This window comes from Lactobacillus panisapium, assembly GCF_019469265.1.
Lineage (GTDB): Bacteria > Bacillota > Bacilli > Lactobacillales > Lactobacillaceae > Lactobacillus > Lactobacillus panisapium.
The window spans coordinates 1403649-1422689 of record NZ_CP048268.1 but is presented as its reverse complement, the minus strand read 5'-3'; the positions used below and the strand labels follow the sequence as shown (position 1 = coordinate 1422689).

The window sequence follows — 19041 nt, the reverse complement described above, 5'->3', positions numbered from 1 at the left end:
GAGGCGACTAAAAAGATGCAAACATGGATTGAAGCTTTATCTTGGCTAAACTTTGGTTTTCTACTAAAAGGTTTAGCCGTGACATTATTTATTTCGGTAATTGCGATTGTGCTAAGCTTTGTTTTAGGCTCAATTTTAGGTATAATCCGTTACTCTAAAATAAAGTTTATTTCAGCGATTATTGGTTTTGTGGTTGATTTAGTTCGTAACTTACCCTTATTGTTGATTATTTTCTTTACTTACTTTGGTCTTCCCAATATTGGTTTAAGACCGGGTGCAATTCTTTCAGCAGTAATTGCAATGACAATCTTTGAATCAAGCATGCTAGCGGAAATTGTCCGCTCCGGGATTCAATCAGTCGCGGTTGGTCAAATAGAAGGTGCTCGTTCAACCGGGATGTCATTCGTTCAGGCTCTGTGGCACGTCGTTTTGCCGCAAGCATACCGGCACATGATTCCAACTATCATTGGCCAGTTCGTTTCTTTAATTAAAGATACATCATTAGCCACGATTATCGTGGTTCCAGAGTTAATGCAGCATGCACAAGTGATTTATGGCCAAAATGCTAATTATATTGTGCCAATGTTTGCAGCATTAACACTGCTATATTTCATAATCTGTTTTACGTTGTCGATGGCAGGTAGCTATTTGCACCGCCACATGGCAAACTAAATTAGTTTAGGTAGTCAAATAACATTTAAATATTTTGGTAAAAACAAGTTAGTATGAAAAAGTCGTTTTTCTAAAAAGCGGCTTTTTTGTTTATTTAATTTTTAGCAGCTTTTGGAAGGTAAATGGTCTAATTTAAACTAGTATGATAAAGTTAAACTTATAAAGATGGTCAAGCATATCTTTACGATTTGCATAAGTTAAATTGTTAAATAAGGCCAGTGGGTTTGCAATAGTAATTAGGGGTTGAAAATGCTTCGAAAAATAAAAATCTTGCTTTATACGATAATAACAATCGTTACAGCTATTTTCTTTGCTGGATTCATGCGTGAATACGATAATAATTCCATTCCAAATAATTCTACTATTATAAACATTTATGCTTCAAAGCCGATTAATAAAAGAATTAAAGACACTAAAAAATGGAATAAGAAGCACAATAAAAAAGCTTTTTTTGCTATCTTGAAGAAATTTACTCGTAATGAAAATGTTTCTTTGGTTAAAATGCGAATTAATAATTTTAACGGCCATCGCACAAAAATAGTTTATGATTTTGACGGTAATAGTAATGACTTTTCACTTTATCAAAATGAATCCATTAAAAAGCTAACTGATAAAGAACTTATGCTAGAAGATATGTATGGTTTATACTCGACTAATGCTAAAGGGAAATCATTAAAGCACTTGGTATCATGGCTAAGGAAAAACCAATTTTTGATACAAGTTGAAGATACCTCATTGACTCCAAAAACCTTGTTGATGATATTTTTAGAAAATGTTTCGCAATTTGATTTGATCGTTGGAATGGGAATAATTGGAGTACTATTTATTGTCATGGTACTAGAAAAGCTTTACCGTTTTAAAGCATACGCCGTGATGAAAATTAATGGTCTAAGCAATTGGCAAATGTTTAAGCATGATCTGAAAAATGAATCTGCACTGTTGGAAGCTTCCTTTGGCATAATCATCCTGATGACGATTATTTGGAGTCTTAAGACTTTTACAGCAAGTGGCTGGCGGTTCTTTTTGCCATATCTATCAGTTCTTTTATTAATATTATTTGCTAGCTTTTTCCTGTTAAATAGCATTTCTTACGTGGTTTTGGCTTTAATGAATCCGTATTTGGCAATTAAAGGAGAAGAGAGTGCTCACTCATTTCTCCTAATTGGGTATGTATTAAAAATAGCTATTTTAGCCTTAATGATAGTTAACGTGGCAACTTTACTCAATCATCATGAACTCTATGACAGAGATCAAAATATTGTTAAGAAATGGCACAGACAAAAAAATAGTTATTTACTAGGGTTGGGCTGGAATGTTAATGATCATAATGAGGATCAGAAAGTAGCTAAAAAAGCCCATCAGTTGGTTGTACAGGCATCAGACGTGATTGTCGCGCAAAATTCACAACAGTTTCAACCAGGAATACGTACAACTAACCCTCAAAATAGTGGAAATGTGATTATTGCCAATCATAATTTTATTAAAAATAGTGAACTTAAACCTAAACTGTCCAAGATAGATAAGCATCAAATTATGCTTCTGGTACCAAAGAATCGCTTAGATCAAGTAAGAACGGCAAAAAAACAACTGCGCTCTTTTATTAATACTCAAAACACTCTTCCCAATTACTATTCAAAAGTTCTCCATCCACAGATTCAGGTAATACCAATTGAGAGCGGCCAGAAAATTTTTAATTATACGGTTGTATATGATATTTTATCGTCAATCTCAACAGATCCCTTGATTGCCGTTACAAATGATAAGCAGCTTTCCGATGATTTTTATCTGGCGACTATTAGCCAAGGAACAATTCAGTTTCTTCACCTTAAGGAACTGAAAAAATTAGTTAAGCAGCTAGGATTGAATCCATATGTTGTCAGTATAACTAGTCGACAGACACTATTATGGGACTATAATATTAGAGCTAATAAACAAATACTCATGTTGACCATTACAACTGTTTTGACGCTTCTGCAACTTATTTTTATCATCTTGTTTGTTAGTTCAACATTCTTGCAGAATAATCGTCGTAAAATTGCTGTATACCAAGTATTTGGCAAATCAAATGCCAAACTTGTTGGAACATTTTTAACGGGTAATTTAATACTTGATATATTGATTATTACGGTTACTTTAGCTGGCTTAAATCGCTTAAATCTACTGTCATATGGTCTAGGCTATCTTTTGCTTGAAGCAATTATTATTTGGCTGACATATTACCAAGCGCAACGTGACCTATTAACTTCGCTTAACCATGGAAACTAGGAGTCTAAATGATTAAAGTAGAACATCTTACTAAGAAATTTAACGATAAAATTATTTTTAACGATATAAATTGCAATCTTGAGTCTGGTAAAAGTTATGCCATTGTTGGTAAAAGTGGAGCCGGTAAGACAACGTTGTTAAATCTTTTGAGTGGTTTAGAAAGGCCCACTGCGGGAGAGGTGAAGGTCGCTGATATCAAGGTTAATTCTAAAAGTCGCAAAAAACTGTACCGTGATTATTTCGGCTTTATTTTTCAGAATTTTGGTTTAATTGATACCGAAACGGTTAGACAAAATCTGGACTTAAGTTTTGCTAATCAAAAGCTATCTAAATCTGCAAAAGAGACTAAAATGAAGAATGCTCTTTCTCATGTTGGGTTAAATAAGCTACAGTTGAAGCAAAAAGTTTACACACTTAGTGGTGGAGAACAACAACGAGTAGCCTTGGCTCGAATAATTTTAAAATCACCTAAAGTAATCTTTGCTGATGAGCCAACAGGCTCCCTCGACGCAGAAAACGGCCAAGTGGTTTTAAAAACATTGTTAACCGGATTTGATCCTGCGGCAACAATCATAATTGCTACGCATGATCAAAATGTTTGGCAAAAATGTGATTATGTAATTGAAATAAATAATTCTGGTATAATAATTAGAGATAAGATTTGATTTAAGTCTAATATCCGATTTGCGCTTTTTATATTGACTTAATAAGTAGTAAAGCGTATAATCACTTTAGTTGAGAACAAGAAGAAGCTTTCCCGCTTCTCGCCTAAGTTAAGTTGACCTCTGGGCTAATCGATATTTTCTGTTGATTAAAGGCGGGTAACTTCTTACCCGCCTTTTTCTTGTCCTCAAATTAACATGGAGGTGAAGAATTATACCAAAGAATTTGATATTAAACGACCAAATACGCGCTCGCGAGGTTCGTTTAATTAATGAAGATGGTGAACAAGTTGGTGTTGTAACAAAGGCTGAAGCTTTGCGCCAAGCTAATGTTGCAAGTTTAGATTTAGTTCTAATTTCGCCTAATGCCAAGCCACCAGTTGCCCGCATTATGGATTACGGTAAGTACCGGTTTGAACAACAAAAGAAGGTTAAGGAATCTCGTAAGAAGTCCAAAACCGTCAGTGTAAAGGAAATCCGTTTAAGTCCAACAATTGAAGGCAATGATTTCAACACTAAATTAAAACACGCTCGGAAGTTCCTTACTAAAGAGGAAGCTAAAGTTCGTGTTTCAATCAGGTTCAGGGGTCGAGCAATTACTCATAAGGAATTAGGTCGCGAAGTATTAGAAAAGATGGCCGAAGCCACTTCAGATATTGCTACAGTGATTAGCAAACCGAAGATGGAAGGTCGGTCAATGTTTTTAATGCTTGCTCCCAAGAGTGATAAAAAATAATTAAAGTTAATTTGGAGGAATTAGAAAATGCCTAAAATGAAAACCCACCGCGCTTCTGCTAAGCGTTTCAAAAGAACTGCTTCTGGTCAATTAAAGCGTCATCACGCTTTTACTGGTCACCGTTTCCATGGCAAGACTAAGAAACAACGTCGTCATTTGAGAAAGGCTGCATTAGTTTCACGCAGCGACTTGAAGCGCATCAAACAGATGCTCTCTCAAATGCGTTAATCATTAAATAAAAACGATATTTAGGAGGAATTTTAGATGCCAAGAGTTAAGGGTGGAACAGTTACACGTAAACGTCGTAAGAAGGTTATGAAGCTTGCCAAGGGTTACCGTGGCGCAAAGCACATGCAATTTAAAGCTGCAAGTACACAATTATTTGTTTCTTACAGATATGCATTCCGTGACCGTAGAAGACGCAAGAGCGACTTTAGAAAATTATGGATTGCTAGAATCAATGCGGCAGCAAGACAAAATGATCTTTCATATTCTAAGTTAATGCACGGCTTGAAAGTAGCTGGTGTTGACATTAACCGTAAAATGTTAGCTGATATTGCTTATAACGATTCAAAGACCTTTGCACAATTAGCTGAAACTGCTAAAAAGGCTTTAAATTAATTTAAAAATGGCGCATTAGCGCCATTTTTTTATGTCAAAATTTATCACTTCGTGCTATTTTTTTGATATATTAGATTAGGGAAATGTTAAATGAAGGGGAAGTTGAATGTTATTCAGGCCACGTTATACAATTGACACAATCTATCATTTAGATACTGACGTGCTTAAACAGATGGGAATTAAAGCTGTCTTCTCAGATTTAGATAACACGCTTCTTGCATGGAATGAATTCGAAACAGCCAAGAAGATGGATGAACTTAATCGCCGCCTGGCTGCTGCTGATATTAAATTGGTGGTAATTTCTAATAATAATGCTGAGCGAATTGGCAAAGTGCTAGATCCTTATCACATTGCTTATGTCGCAAAAGCTAAAAAGCCGTTACCCTTTGCTATAACTAAAAAGCGGGAGAAAATGAATCTTTCACAAAAGCAGGTAATGATGGTTGGCGATCAATTAATTACTGACATTCAAGCTGGAAATTTAGCTGGAGTAAAATCAGTTTTGGTTAAGCCATTAATTCAAACAGATAAATGGAATACCAGAATAAATCGTTTTTTTGAGAAAATTATCTTTTTCTTTTTAGCTATTTCACATCCAGTTACATTCAAGGAGACATTAAAAAATGGATGATAATATTATTTGTATCGGTTGTGGAGCTGTTTTACAATCCGATAACCCCGAAGAAGCGGGCTACTTGCCTGCATCGCGTTTAAAAAAGGCAATCGAAAGTGAAGATGAGGGTAACGACATCTATTGTCAGCGTTGTTTTCGTTTACGGCATTATAATGAAATAATGCCAGTGGATGCTGATAACGATGACTTTTTGGCCTTACTCAATTCACTAGCTTCTAAAAAAGCATTGATTGTCAATGTGGTCGACCTTTTTGATTTTACTAATTCACTTTTATCTTCATTAAAGAGATTTGTGGGTGATAATGAATTCATCTTGGTTGGAAATAAATTTGATTTATTTCCCCTAAATTCAAAACAAAGTAAAATTAAGGATTGGATGCGTCAAGAAGCTAATCGAGTTGGACTATTTCCCAAAAAGATTTTCTTAGTTAGTGCTAAAAACAAAAAGAACCTAACTGAGTTAATTTCATATCTAAATAAGGGTTCACGAGATAAAGATGTCTATTTTGTCGGAATGACAAATGTTGGTAAGTCGACTTTATTAAACGCGATTATTGATGAAATGGGAGACGTGAAGAATCTGATTACAACTTCCCGTTTTCCTGGTACTACTTTAGACAAAATTGAAATTCCGTTGGAAAATGGTCATTTTTTGGTTGATACACCGGGAATAATGACGGAAAATCAACTGGCTACGCGGTTAAATGCTAAAGAATTGGCAGTAATATCACCGCAAAAGCCTCTTAAACCGGCTACTTACCAATTAAAACCTGGTAATACGCTGTTTTTAGCGGGTTTGGGCCGAATTGACTTTTTAAAGGGTAACCCTGCTAGCTTTACTGTTTATGCTGCACGTGGTTTATATATTCACCGGACAAAAACAGAAAACGCTACAGAATTTTACCAAAGGCATGTAGGAGAATTGCTTAATCCGCCAGAAGAAGCCAGCGAATTACCAGAACTTAAGGGTCAGGAATTGCATACTTCTTATAAGAGTGATTTACTTTTTGGTGGAATTGGTTTTGTGACGGTTCCGGCAGATTGTTTAGTTAAAATCTATACTCCTGGTAAAATTGGCTTAGGGATTAGACGTGCGTTAATTTAGAGGAAAATATGATTGCAATTGCAAAAAGTTTTGAAAAAACTCCGGCGGTTGAGCTAAAAGAAGAAAAAATTGAGCCTAAAAAAGGTAAACAGATTGGTATCTTAGGCGGAACTTTTAATCCGGTACATACAGCACATTTAATTGTGGGTGAACAAGTTTTGAGTAAACTACATCTTGATGAAATTTGGTTTATTCCAACTAATATTCCCCCACTAAAAGATGCTCCGGTCGTTTCAGCGCAAGATCGGGCAAACATGCTTGAATTAGCCACACAAGATAATCCGCATTTTCAAGTAAAAATGTTTGAATTAACCCGTGGCGGGGTTTCTTATACCGTTGATACGTTGCGTTATTTGCATGAGTTACACCCTGAAAATCAATATTTCTTGATTATGGGAAGTGACCAAGTTAATAACTTCCAGCAATGGAAAGAACCAACCAAAATTGCGCAATTAGCTACCTTAGTTGGTGTAAAGCGTGCTGGCTACCCACAATCAGCTGAATTACCGATGATTTGGGTTGATGTACCCGGATTGGACGTGAGTTCAACTTCAATTAGGCAAACTATTGCAATGGGTGGCTCAATTAGGTATCTTGTACCTGATTCAGTTAGAAATTATATTCAAAAAAAGGGTTTATACCATGAATGAGTTGTTTTTTAAAAAAACGTTTTCGCCGCTAAGTAGCGATGAGATTGTTAACCGGGAAAAAAATAATATGGATCAGCACCGTTTTGATCATTGCATTGGTGTTAGTCAAACTGCACGAAAACTTGCTAACTTAAATGGCTATGACGAAGATAAAGCAGCTTTAGCTGGCTTTATTCATGACTATGCTAAGCAGGTTTCACCTGCAGATTTTCAAACTGCCATTAAAACACAAGGGTTTGATCTCGATTTACTCAACTGGGGCCCCGCAATTTGGCATGGCATCGTAGGAACATATTTTATTAAACGTGATTTAAAAATTACGGATGAAGAGATATTGACTGCTGTGAGGCGGCATACAACCGCTGATACGCAAATGACCACGCTTGATAAAATAGTTTACATGGCTGATTATATTGAACCGGGAAGAACTTTTGCAGGAGTGCAAGAAGCAAGAGATGTAACCTATGCCAATCTTGATGAAGGCGTAGGCTATCAGTTAGCACATACCCTCGAATTTTTAATTAGTAAACGAAGTAAAATCTATCCACTTACATTAGATTCCTATAATGTGTGGAGTATCAAAAAATAGTAAGGAGAAAAATTGACTAGTAAAGAAATCTTAGCTTTTGCGTTAAAAGCAATCAGCGATCGCCATGGTGAGGATACTGCAGCTTATGATATGCAAGGCTACAGCATTTTAGCTGATTATTATGTTGTTACCAGTGCAGGCTCAAATCGCCAATTACATGCGATTGCCAATGCAATTATTGACGAAGCACATAAAGCTGACTTTTATGATTATCGTGTTGAAGGATCTAGCGAGTCTAACTGGCTTTTGCTTGATCTTGGCGATGTTGTTGTTAATGTCTTTACCGAAGAGGCGCGTGACTTTTACAATGTTGAAAAGTTATGGACTAGTGGTAAAAAATTAGAGTTAGAGGAAGATTAGCAAAGCATGAGTGTAGTCGGGATCATTGCTGAATATAATCCCTTTCATAGTGGACATGAGTTTTTAATGAACCAAGCTCGTTATATTGCGGGAGACAAAGATCCAATAGTGGTGATAATGTCTGGTAATTATGTTCAAAGAGGCGAAATGGCGATCATGGATAAATGGTCGCGAGCAAAAGCTGCACTTGAAAGTGGTGCTGATCTAGTCTTTGAACTACCTTTTTCGACGGCGGTGCAGCCTGCTGACCTATTTTCTTTAGGTAGTATTGATCAATTGGCTAAGTTAGGTGTGACTGACTTAGTCTTTGGTGTAGAAGATGCAACGCAAAATTTTGCTTATTTAGGCAGTAAGATTGCTGAAATACCACAAAGTCACATGGACTTTAACGATTATAGTCAGACATATTCGACGCAATATAATCAAATGGTTGCCCGTGAAGTCGGCCATGAAGTTAACGAGCCCAATGCTATCTTGGCTTTGGCTTATGCCGTAGCTAATCATAATTTGGGTACGCCACTGTCTCTGCACCCAATTAACCGAATTGGTGCTGGTCATGATGATGACTTGCAAAGTAATGGTGTAGTTCAAAGCGCGAGCGCAATTCGCAATATCATCTTGCATAGTCAGGTAAATGCTGAATTAGAGCAGTGGATGCCTAAGAAAGAAGTTCAAAACTTATACCAGCAAAAGGCATATCCGAATTGGAATATTTTGTTTCCGTTTCTAAAATATCGGCTTGAGTCTTCGTCGGTTGAGCAGCTACATGATATTTATCAAATGAGTGAAGGGCTTGAATATAAGCTTAAGCAGGAAATTCATTTAGCACGTGACTTTACGGAATTTTTACGACGGATAAAGTCCAAGCGCTATACCTATTCGCGATTGCGCCGTCTTGCACTTTATACGCTGCTAAACGTTACACAGGATGATATTATCGCCAGTTTCAATGATGAAGCATTATTTTTGTTAGGGTATAGCAAATTAGGGCGAAATTACTTAAAGCAGATTAGAAAAGCTACAGCTGCTAATATCATTTCTAAGGTTGATCAAAAAAATAGCCGTCAGGGCTCAATGCACTTACAATTACGGGTTGACCGCTTATTTGAACAAATAATGCAGGTTGATCAGAACTTTGGTCGACGTCCGTTGGAGGTTTAAGATGCTTACGATTAACTTTTCACAGATTAAGAATAATAGGGAACCAATCACTTCACTTAAGCAGGAAGTCCAAGTGCGTCCTGAATTTTTAGAGCGCAGTAAAGATTTGGTTTACGAAGTAAAAAATGTGCTTGTTACTGGCCAATTATTTTATAATTCGCCATATGTAACAGGAGATTTTCAGGTTAAAACGAAGCTCGTCGTTCCTTCGAGCCGCAGTTTAGCACCGGTTGATTTCGAGCAAGATTTTCATTTTACGGAAAATTACACCGAAGATGAAGTATCTAAGGAAAAGCTAGACGAGAGTGAGATTCCAATTGTTAAAGTGGACGATGATAAAATCGATTTACAGACTGCAATTGAGGACAATATTTTGCTTAATATTCCAATTACCATTTTGACTCCGGAGGAAGAAAAAGAAAATGTTTATCCCGAAGGCGATGGTTGGTCTGTTATCTCAGAAGAAGCGTTTGATAAGAGCAAAAAAGATCGCGTAAACCCAGCTTTTACAAAGCTAAAGACATTATTTGATGAAAATAATAACGGTGAAAATAAAGATAAATAATAGTATAAAATAGTGCAAAAATCAGTGATATTCATATCCTGATTTATTAATCTTGTTTTAAGAGCTTTTTTAAAGTATGCTTAACTTATTAAAAGAAATTTAACTTGATTAAGCATTTAATAGTGAATATAGAGGATGAGAAGAATGGCAAGAATTTTAATTGTTGAGGACGAAAAAAACTTAGCTCGTTTTGTTGAGTTGGAGTTAAAACACGAAAAGTATGACACAGTTGTTGAGAGCAACGGACGTAAAGCTTTAGACCTTGCACTTAACGAAGACTTTGATGCAATTTTGCTTGACCTGATGTTGCCTGACTTAAACGGTTTGGAAATTGCTCGTCGTGTACGTCAAGTTAAGAGTACGCCAATTATAATGATGACGGCGCGTGATTCTGTTATTGATCGTGTTTCTGGACTTGATCATGGTGCTGATGATTACATTGTTAAGCCATTTGCGATTGAAGAATTATTGGCACGGCTTCGTGCTGTTTTACGCCGAGTTAAGATCGAAAAAGAAGCTTCCGATGACACAATCGAAAAGAAGGTCATCAAGTTTAAGGACTTAACAATTGAAACTGCAAACCGGATCGTTCGTCGCGGTGACGGTAAGGCTGTTGACTTGACTAAACGTGAATACAACTTGTTAATGACGTTAATTAAGAACAAGAACAATGTTGTAAGTCGCGACCAATTATTATCCAAGATTTGGGGACCAGGTTCTAATATTGAAACCAATGTTGTTGAAGTTTATGTTAGATACCTTCGAAATAAAATCGACATCCCTGGTCAACAATCATATATCAAGACCGTTCGGGGTACCGGATATATGGTAAGAGATGAAGATGATGAAAAGAAGTAAGAAACAGGAAAAATTAGGGACCAAGCACTCATCTATTATTGTACGTTGGGTCAGTATTGTCGCTTTGACAATTATGGTCTCTTTTATTATCTTTTCGGTCATTATTTATTCGATTGTTGGTCAGCAATCAATGGTGCAGCAAAAAGAAACTTCGCGTGAAATGGTGGTTAAGCTTAATGACAGTTTAAACCAAATTCATGGCGAATTGCAGATATCTAATGTTGTTCCTGCGCTTACACCATCGGCACGAAAAATTTTGCAAGGCAATCCGCCAATTAATCCTGATGAGCATCCCAATAACGCCTTCAATGATGACTTGTTATCTTCACTAACAAACAAAGATTTAAACGTGGTCGTTTATAACCTTGAAAAAGAAGATGTATTTGATAACGGCGGCGTAATTCCTAAATTTAAACAATTTAAGGGTAATTTTCATTCAGAAACCGTCTATAAGGGCCGGCGAAAAGAATTGCTAACTTACCAGAAGGTTCGTGATGCGCATAAGGGTAAGGTAACTGGTTACATTGTTGTTGCCAATAAAATGTCTTACTATAACGGCTTGATGAAGGACCTTCTCAAATGGATGATTCGCATATCTGCAGTTGCAATTATCTTTTTCACGTTAATTGCATTTATCATTGTACGTGGGATCGTGAAGCCAATTAAGGAAATGTCGCGAGTTGCTCTGGAAGTTAATGCGGATCCAAACAGTACTGCCCGAATCAGCGACTTTCACCGGCATGATGAACTGCAGGAATTAGCGGTTTCGCTTAATCAAATGCTTGATCGCATGCAGCGTTATATTGACCAGCAAAAAGAATTTGTTGGGGATGTTTCGCATGAGTTGCGAACTCCAGTGGCGGTAATTGAAGGGCACTTGAATATGCTTGAACGCTGGGGTAAAGATGATCCGGAAATTCTTGAGGAGTCAATTAAAGCTTCTCTTCAGGAAGCCAAGAGAATGCAGCATTTAATTCAGGAAATGCTAGATTTAACTAGAGCTGAACAGATTAATGTTCAATACCCGAATGCTGTTACCAATGTCGCTGATGTCTTGAAACGTGTTGCTGGCGACATGTCAATGGTTCATAAAGACTTTGTCATCAGACTTGATATGGATGATATGCCGCAAGATACGCAAATTCAAATTTATCAGGGACACTTAGAACAATTACTTGTTATCTTGGTTGATAATGGCATCAAGTATTCAACTGATCGCAAGGAAATCAACATTTCTGCTGGATTAGCGCAAAACGAGGTTCATATTATTGTTCAGGACTTTGGTGAAGGAATTTCTAAAGAAGATCAAAGCAAGATCTTTAACCGGTTCTACCGCGTTGACAAGGCACGGACGCGCGAAAAGGGCGGTAACGGTTTAGGCTTATCGATTGCTCAAAAATTAGTACATAGTTATCACGGCAAAATTGGCGTTGATTCAGTTGAAGGACAAGGAAGCCAATTTATAATTGCATTCCCATCTCTGACGAAGAAGCAAGCCCAAAAGTTGCGTGAACGTGATCAAGCTGAGAAAGCTAAAAAGGGTAAATAGAAACTAGGACAGTTTAATAAATTTAATTGAGGACTAATAGCCGATATTTAATCGGGATTAGTCCTCTTAGTTTTACTTTAATTTTTTCTTGCTTAGATAATTTACCCATATAAAAACCTCGAAGTTGTTTCTAACTCCGAGGCTTTTATCGTTTTACCGCAAGCTATCTTTTGCTTGCAAGCTACTTAATGTTTATGATGCTGTTTTCCTTTATTCCGGTTACGCAGATTTTGATGTAATTCTTGCGTCTGTTTATTAACCTTAGGTGCCGCAGAAGATTGATTGAGCAACTCATCAATTTTTTCTTGAGTAACGACGGCCTTAATTGGCTCGTGCTTTAATTCTTCATCAACTTCTTTTTTAACTTTTGGCATAATGATAAAGGTAACAATTAATTGTTGAATAACTGAAAAGATATTACCGGCTGCCCAATATAATGCAACTGAACCTGATACAGACAGTGAAATAAATAGTGTCATGAGCGGATTCATCAGCATCATTGATTGCATTTGTTTCTTCTGTTCTTTCGGAATGCCAATTAAAGAAATATATCCTTGTAAAAAGGCAAAAATTGTTGCAATGATTGTTACCGAAATAGATCTTTCACTAAGTGAAATGCCAAAGAAAAATGAATGGGCAAGTGGCTTGGAATACATTACAGCTTGGTAAATCCCAATCATAATTGGAAACTGAATAATCAGTGGCAGACAGCCCATTCCGCCTGTTAACGAAAGATTATTCTGCGAATACAATTCGCGTTGCCAAGTGCCAAGAGTCAATTGCTGGTCTTGAGTTAAGTCCTTGCGCTTCATTGTCTCCTGAATTAGCTTCATTTGCGGCTGAACGCGAGCCATTTTTTCCTGTTGTGTCGTCGACTTCTTCTGCTGGTTAAGCATTAGAGGAAGAAGAACCATTCTAACAACAAAGGTCATTAAGATAATGGCCCAACCAGCTCCGTTAGCACCACCGATAACGTGGGAAAAATAGAGCATGACATTTTGTAATGGTTTTCCAATAAAATTATAGATTGTGCCATAGAAAAAGTCTGTAGGAGGTTTAGTAACTCCTTTGCCATTTTGCGCACAAGCGGTAACAATTAACATGACTGCAAAACAAAGTGCAGCCAATCCAATATATTTGCGAAATTTCTTCATTCAATTCACCATAATGTTTATTTTTAAAGTCAATACTTAATATAATACATGAAAACCATGCATTTTGGCTACATTTGCCAGCTTTTCTTTTTTAATCGTTGAGATTTGGGCATAAGGAGATACATTTTGGGGCAGCTCCTTAATAAATTGGTTGACGTGGTCAAGACTTGTCTGTAAAGTGATTGTTACGGTTTGATCGCTATTATTGCAAACATTACCCGTAAGCCCCATTTTGTTGGCAAGATTTAGAACACTCCACCTGAAACCAACGCCTTGAACTACACCTGAAGCGGTTAGTTTCCATGTTTCAAATGAATCTTGCGCTGATTGTGACTGTTTTTCGTGTCGATTATTGAAAAATGCCATGATGGTTCCTTTCTAATAAAAATTAAACTCAGTCTAAGTCGATTTTACCATTTTATTTGATAGATATTACATTATAATAAAGTTTGAAAGAAGATGCTTACTAAATGGAACAACTTAGTTCAGTTAATAATAAACTGATTAAAGATTTAGCTAAATTAAAACAAAAGAAATACCGTGAAGATACTGGCTTATATTTAATTGAGGGTTTTCACTTAATTGAAGAAGCGTTTAAAGCTAATTTAAATTTTGTCGATTTGCTGGGAACCGAGCAGGCGTTAAATCAAGTAGCAGAAGACTATCAGGTTGACCTAGATGGTAAAAATATTTATTTGATTAATTCAGCCATTGCTCATCATTTATCTAGTACCAAAAATTCACAAAACATCTTTATGGTCTTAAAGATAGCGCAACCCAAGCAATACCCTTTTAATTTTGGTAAATGGGTTTTGCTAGATAATGTATCAGATCCTGGCAACGCCGGTACAATAATTAGAACTGCGGATGCGGCTGGTTTTGACGGCGTAGTTTTATCGCCCAATAGTGTTGATATTTATAATCCCAAGACGCAGCGTGCAATGCAGGGAAGCCAGTTCCATATCAATATCATCAATGCTGACTTAGTTGAAGTAATCAATGCACTAAATGACAATGCCATACCGGTTTATAGCAGTATGCTAGATAAAACTGCCAAGCAGCTACAAGAGTTTGCCAAAGTAGCGCAGCTTGGTTTGGTTATTGGCAATGAGGCACATGGGGTTAGTGACGAGATTGCGGCAATTTGTGATGAAAAATTATATATCCCGATTAAAGGCCAAGCAGAATCCTTGAATGCCGCCGTAGCGGCTGGTATTATTATTTACCACTTTGCATAATGGATTGTCCTTGTTTTTAGTAAGTGTTTTTTTTATAATAAGTTGATATCATTGCTTTGCTGTGGGAGGAATGGATTATGGCTAAAGACGATAAAACTAAGGGTTGTTCTGACTGTTTAGGGACAGATTATGAGCACTGTCAGCATTTTATAAATGCATTTAAAATCATTGGTAAAAAGTGGAATGGGCTAATTATTAGTTCCCTTTGTGCTGGTGATTATATGCGTTTTAAGGATTTGGCTCAGTGCGTTAAGGCATGCTCTGACCGTGTCTTAGTTGAGCGTCTGAAAGAACTAGAGCAAGCAAAAATTGTCAAGCGTTCAGTTGACAGTAAAACCAAAATCATTTCATACGGTCTAACTAAAAAAGGCGAAGATCTCAAGCCAGTCTTTGATCAAATTCATAATTGGGCAGATAAATGGGTTTAATGAGAATTTGATATTTACTTGCAAGTTTGAGTGAAATGAATTATTCTTATAGTTAATTACAGAAAGTAAGACTAGTAGCAGCGATCATTTATTCAGAGAGACTTTTTTATTAAGCTGAAAGAAAAGTTTAAACGGATCTGTGAATTTCATCTTACTAGTAGGATCTAATCAATTCCGGTATTCGCCGTTATCGAAAACTTAAGTGTGGGTTATTAATGCCCAAACTAGGGTGGTACCGCGAAGCTTCGTCCCTTTTAGGGGACGGAGCTTTTTTATTTGAAAGGAAATAGTTATTTATGGATTTATTTGAAAGGCTGAAGGAGCTGCGTGAGCAGGGCTTAAGCGAAATTTCTCAAGCTAAGACTGAGGAAAAGCTGAATGATGTTCGGGTTAAACTTGTCGGACGCAAAAGTGAATTAACTGAAATTTTGCATTCAATGAAAGAGGTTGAACCTGAAAAAAGACGAGAAGTTGGGCAAAACGTCAACAAAGTCCGGGATTTATTTAACCAAAAACTAGATGATGCCAAAAATGAAATCGTTGAAAAGTTGGTTGAAGAGCAGCTCGCAAAGGAGCAAATTGATGTTACTTTGCCAGGTCGGGTAACTCATTTGGGCGTAAAGCATCCAATTAATATCATTCTTGATGATTTGGAAAATTATTTTATTGGAATGGGCTATCAAGTTGTTCAAGGTCCTGAAATTGAAACTGACCATTACTGTTTTGAAATGATGAACTTGCCTAAGGATCACCCAGCTCGCGATATGCAAGAAACCTTCTATGTTGATAAGGAAGACCTATTACGGTCGCAAACTTCTGGTGATCAGGCGCGAGTTTTAGAAAAACATGATTTTACTAAAGGTCCTTTAAAAATGGTTGGCCCAGGTAAGGTTTATCGTCGTGATGATGATGATGCAACGCACTCACACCAATTCATGCAAATGGAAGGGCTCGTTGTTGATGAAAATATTACAATGGGTGATTTGAAGGGAACGCTAGAATTGATGACTAAACATGTTTTTGGTCAGGATCGTGAGACCCGTTTGCGTCCAAGTTACTTCCCATTCACTGAACCATCCGTCGAAATGGATGTTTCCTGTTTCAACTGTGACGGCAAGGGCTGCCCAATTTGTAAATATACTGGCTGGATCGAAGTTTTGGGAGCAGGAATGGTTCATCCTAATGTACTTGAAAATGCTGGTGTTGATTCAAATAAATATGGCGGGTTTGCTTTTGGTGTTGGACTCGACCGGTTTGCGATTCTTAAATATGGCATTGATGACATTCGTGATTTCTATACCAATGATGTCCGTTTCTTAGAACAATTCAGTAGGGAGGAAAGATAATGCTAGTTTCATATCAATGGCTACAAGATTTTCTAAAATTGGATCAGGATCCAAATGAATTAGGTGAAAAAATTACTAGGACAGGTGTCGAAGTCGCTGAAGTAAAGCACCCTGAAGAAGGTTTGAAAAAAATCGTCATCGGTCATATTTTAGACTGTGAGGCAATTGAGGGCACCCACCTTAATTTAACTCACGTTGATGTTGGTGAAGATGAACCTCATCAAATTGTCTGTGGTGCTCCTAATGTTGCTGCAGGCGAAGATGTTGTTGTAGCCCTTCCTGGGGCCCGCATTGCCGACAACGTTAAAATTAAAAAGGGTAAATTACGTGGTTATCAATCTGATGGTATGATCTGTGGTTTACAAGAAATTGGTTTTGCTGATAATCTTGTTCCAGAAAAATATACCGATGGCATTTATGTTTTCCCTCAAGATGCTGATGTTAAGCCTGGTGAAGCTGCTTTTGCACCGCTCGGAATGGATGATTATATTTTTGATTTTGATATCACTCCTAACCGGGCAGATACGCTGTCAATGGAAGGTTCTGCCTACGAGGTAGGTGCCATTGTCGACGAGCCGGTTAAAATTGAAGACGTAACTTTAAGGGTAGATGGTCCTGATTGGACAAGCAATTTTAACACCGAGGTTGATTCTCAGCTTGCCCCGAAGTTTTACCTACGCAAGATTAGCGGAGTAAAAGTTGCTGACAGTCCGCTTTGGCTGCAAAAACGCTTGTGGAATGCCGGAATTCGCCCAGTTAATAATGTCGTTGATGTTACTAACTACGTGATGCTGCTAACTGGCCAACCGATGCATACGTATGATGCCAGAGCATTTGCAACTAACAAGCTGGTAGTTAGAAAAGCTAACAAGGGCGAAAAACTCACGCTCCTTAATGATAAAAATGTTGACCTTGATCCAGAAGATATTGTAATCACGAACGGAAACGAAGTGGTTATGATGGCCGGTGTAATGGGTGGACTTAATTCAGAAATTAAGGACGACACTACAGATGTTATTCTGGAGTCAGCAATTTTTGATCCAACTTTGATCAGAAAAGCAGCATTACGCCACGCTAATCGAACTGAAGCTTCCAGTCGCTATGAAAAGGGCGTTAATTGGGATGCAACTAGAAGAGCGCTTGATATAGCTGCCTTATTATTACGCAATGATGCTAACGGAACAATCAATGAAGGTGTCGTTACCGCTACTGAAACTGAGCGTAAGCAAGATGTTATTCATACGACCATTTCATATTTAAATAAGACACTTGGCGCATCAATTTCTGCCGCTGAAATTAAACACTTGTTTGAAAGACTTAATTTTGCCGCACAAATCGATGGCGATAATTTAACTGTTGAAGTACCTGCAAGACGTTGGGATGTGGCTATTGCTGCTGATTTAGTTGAAGAAGTCGGCCGACTTTATGGCTATGATAATATTAAATCAACCCAGCCAGTTTTAGCAGAAACTCTTGGGGGCTATTCTGAAAAAGAAGAAGCTATCAGACGAATTAAAAATGTTGTTCAGGGACAGGGATTAATTGAAGCAATTTCTTATTCGCTAACCTCACCTGAAAAGGCTGTATCTTTTATGAGAGAACCCCAAAAAATGGTTCAAGTTCAGATGCCACTGAATTCAAGTCGTTCTACATTAAGGCAAAACTTGCTAACTGGTTTAGTTGATGCTGCCAGTTACAACATGGCGCGGAAGCAGAATCAACTAGCAATTTTTGAGCAAGGCCGTGTTTATGACTTTGAAAACAATACCTACAATGAGCATGAGCATCTTGCAGCGTTATATTCTGGTAATGTGTATTTTGAAAATTGGCAACATAATAAAGAAAAAATTGATTTTTATTATGTGAAGGGGCAATTAACTAATTTATTCACTGCTATTGGTATCAATTCTAGTGATGTTGAATATAAAGCAGAGGTAATTGCCAAGATGCATCCGACTCGGACCGCTGGAATTTATATCAAAAAGCAGTACGTGGGGATGATCGGTATGATTAGTCATGACGTTACCCGTTCAAGCAAGGTAATGAGAGGTAGCGAATTATATGGCTATGAATTAGACCTTGATCTGATTGTGCCGTTAATTGTTAATCCTAAGACTGTTTCCAAAGCAGCACCTAAATTCCCGGCAATTGATCGCGACCTCTCAATCTTAGTTGAGCAAGATATTACCAATCAAGAAATTGAAAATGTAATTGAAGCAAATGGCGGCAAGTATTTGCACGACTTGCGCGTAATCGATGTTTATCAAGGGTCACATATTGAAAATAATAAGAAGAGTCTCGCGTACCGACTTCATTTCTTAAATGAGCAAGATACGTTAACTGATGAAGTTGTTAATAAAGTAACGGCTCAAATTACAAGTAGCTTAGAGAATCAACTTGGTGCGGAAATTCGTTAGAGGTTGACTTTAAGCACAGAAATCAATATTA

21 protein-coding genes and 2 other annotated features are annotated in these 19041 nt (G+C 37.3%); of the genes, 19 read left to right on the top strand and 2 right to left on the bottom strand.

Features of this window, described 5'->3' with window-relative positions; genetic code table 11:
- Positions 1 to 15: 15 nt before the first annotated feature.
- From GYM71_RS06795 to GYM71_RS06725, 15 genes are all read left to right on the top strand, one after another.
- Positions 16 to 672, top strand: a complete 657-nt coding sequence (locus tag GYM71_RS06795; protein WP_103751875.1) for an amino acid ABC transporter permease — start codon at positions 16 to 18, stop codon at positions 670 to 672.
- Between the two features lie 249 nt (positions 673 to 921).
- A complete protein-coding gene (locus GYM71_RS06790) occupies positions 922 to 2937 on the top strand; it encodes a DUF1430 domain-containing protein (protein WP_220219925.1) in 2016 nt (671 codons plus the stop codon).
- 8 nt (positions 2938 to 2945) lie between these two features.
- Positions 2946 to 3602, top strand: coding sequence for a putative bacteriocin export ABC transporter (locus GYM71_RS06785; RefSeq protein ID WP_220219924.1), 657 nt, complete (start codon positions 2946 to 2948; stop codon positions 3600 to 3602).
- Between the two features lie 72 nt (positions 3603 to 3674).
- Positions 3675 to 3788: a sequence feature (ribosomal protein L20 leader region), on the top strand.
- Between the two features lie 37 nt (positions 3789 to 3825).
- Complete coding sequence (gene infC, locus GYM71_RS06780) at positions 3826 to 4335, top strand: translation initiation factor IF-3 (protein WP_103751872.1); 510 nt, start codon at positions 3826 to 3828, stop codon at positions 4333 to 4335.
- Positions 4336 to 4362: 27 nt separating this feature from the next.
- A complete protein-coding gene (gene rpmI / locus GYM71_RS06775; RefSeq protein WP_103751871.1) occupies positions 4363 to 4563 on the top strand; it encodes a 50S ribosomal protein L35 in 201 nt (66 codons plus the stop codon).
- A 36-nt stretch (positions 4564 to 4599) separates the two neighbouring features.
- Positions 4600 to 4956, top strand: coding sequence for a 50S ribosomal protein L20 (gene rplT / locus GYM71_RS06770; protein ID WP_103751870.1), 357 nt, complete (start codon positions 4600 to 4602; stop codon positions 4954 to 4956).
- Positions 4957 to 5062: 106 nt separating this feature from the next.
- Complete coding sequence (locus GYM71_RS06765; protein ID WP_220219923.1) at positions 5063 to 5587, top strand: YqeG family HAD IIIA-type phosphatase; 525 nt, start codon at positions 5063 to 5065, stop codon at positions 5585 to 5587.
- Entirely contained in the window at positions 5580 to 6695 is a 1116-nt protein-coding gene (gene yqeH / locus GYM71_RS06760) for a ribosome biogenesis GTPase YqeH (protein WP_103751868.1), read from the top strand. Before GYM71_RS06765 ends, yqeH begins: the two co-directional genes overlap by 8 nt.
- Before the next feature lie 8 nt (positions 6696 to 6703).
- Positions 6704 to 7345, top strand: a complete 642-nt coding sequence (locus GYM71_RS06755; RefSeq protein WP_103751867.1) for a nicotinate-nucleotide adenylyltransferase — start codon at positions 6704 to 6706, stop codon at positions 7343 to 7345.
- Positions 7338 to 7934, top strand: a complete 597-nt coding sequence (gene yqeK / locus GYM71_RS06750; protein ID WP_103751866.1) for a bis(5'-nucleosyl)-tetraphosphatase (symmetrical) YqeK — start codon at positions 7338 to 7340, stop codon at positions 7932 to 7934. Before GYM71_RS06755 ends, yqeK begins: the two co-directional genes overlap by 8 nt.
- Before the next feature lie 12 nt (positions 7935 to 7946).
- Positions 7947 to 8294, top strand: coding sequence for a ribosome silencing factor (rsfS, locus tag GYM71_RS06745; protein WP_220219922.1), 348 nt, complete (start codon positions 7947 to 7949; stop codon positions 8292 to 8294).
- Positions 8295 to 8300: 6 nt separating this feature from the next.
- A complete protein-coding gene (locus GYM71_RS06740; protein ID WP_220219921.1) occupies positions 8301 to 9455 on the top strand; it encodes a nucleotidyltransferase in 1155 nt (384 codons plus the stop codon).
- A gap of 1 nt (position 9456) precedes the next feature.
- A complete protein-coding gene (locus tag GYM71_RS06735) occupies positions 9457 to 10020 on the top strand; it encodes a DUF177 domain-containing protein (protein WP_220219920.1) in 564 nt (187 codons plus the stop codon).
- Positions 10021 to 10164: 144 nt separating this feature from the next.
- Positions 10165 to 10878 (top strand): response regulator transcription factor, encoded by a 714-nt coding sequence (locus GYM71_RS06730; protein WP_103751862.1) that lies wholly within the window; start codon positions 10165 to 10167, stop codon positions 10876 to 10878.
- The gene (locus GYM71_RS06725) at positions 10856 to 12427 is read left to right on the top strand and encodes a HAMP domain-containing sensor histidine kinase (RefSeq protein WP_220219919.1); all 1572 of its coding nucleotides are present in this window, start codon (positions 10856 to 10858) and stop codon (positions 12425 to 12427) included. Before GYM71_RS06730 ends, GYM71_RS06725 begins: the two co-directional genes overlap by 23 nt.
- Positions 12428 to 12612: 185 nt before the next feature.
- Here GYM71_RS06725 and yidC read toward each other — a convergent pair whose 3' ends face one another.
- The gene (gene yidC, locus GYM71_RS06720) at positions 12613 to 13581 is read right to left on the bottom strand and encodes a membrane protein insertase YidC (RefSeq protein WP_103751860.1); all 969 of its coding nucleotides are present in this window, start codon (positions 13579 to 13581) and stop codon (positions 12613 to 12615) included.
- Positions 13582 to 13617: 36 nt separating this feature from the next.
- Positions 13618 to 13947, bottom strand: a complete 330-nt coding sequence (locus tag GYM71_RS06715) for an acylphosphatase (protein ID WP_220219918.1) — start codon at positions 13945 to 13947, stop codon at positions 13618 to 13620.
- 104 nt (positions 13948 to 14051) lie between these two features.
- On the opposite strand from GYM71_RS06715, the gene GYM71_RS06710 reads away from it, so the two are divergent.
- From GYM71_RS06710 to pheT, 4 genes are all read left to right on the top strand, one after another.
- Positions 14052 to 14819: a TrmH family RNA methyltransferase gene (locus GYM71_RS06710; RefSeq protein WP_220219917.1), complete on the top strand. Its 768-nt coding sequence runs from the start codon at positions 14052 to 14054 to the stop codon at positions 14817 to 14819.
- Between the two features lie 77 nt (positions 14820 to 14896).
- A complete protein-coding gene (locus GYM71_RS06705; protein ID WP_103751857.1) occupies positions 14897 to 15247 on the top strand; it encodes a winged helix-turn-helix transcriptional regulator in 351 nt (116 codons plus the stop codon).
- Positions 15248 to 15299: 52 nt separating this feature from the next.
- Positions 15300 to 15503: a binding site (T-box leader), on the top strand.
- A 40-nt stretch (positions 15504 to 15543) separates the two neighbouring features.
- Entirely contained in the window at positions 15544 to 16593 is a 1050-nt protein-coding gene (gene pheS, locus GYM71_RS06700) for a phenylalanine--tRNA ligase subunit alpha (protein ID WP_103751856.1), read from the top strand.
- Complete coding sequence (pheT, locus tag GYM71_RS06695) at positions 16593 to 19010, top strand: phenylalanine--tRNA ligase subunit beta (protein WP_220219916.1); 2418 nt, start codon at positions 16593 to 16595, stop codon at positions 19008 to 19010. Before pheS ends, pheT begins: the two co-directional genes overlap by 1 nt.
- Positions 19011 to 19041: the final 31 nt, after the last annotated feature.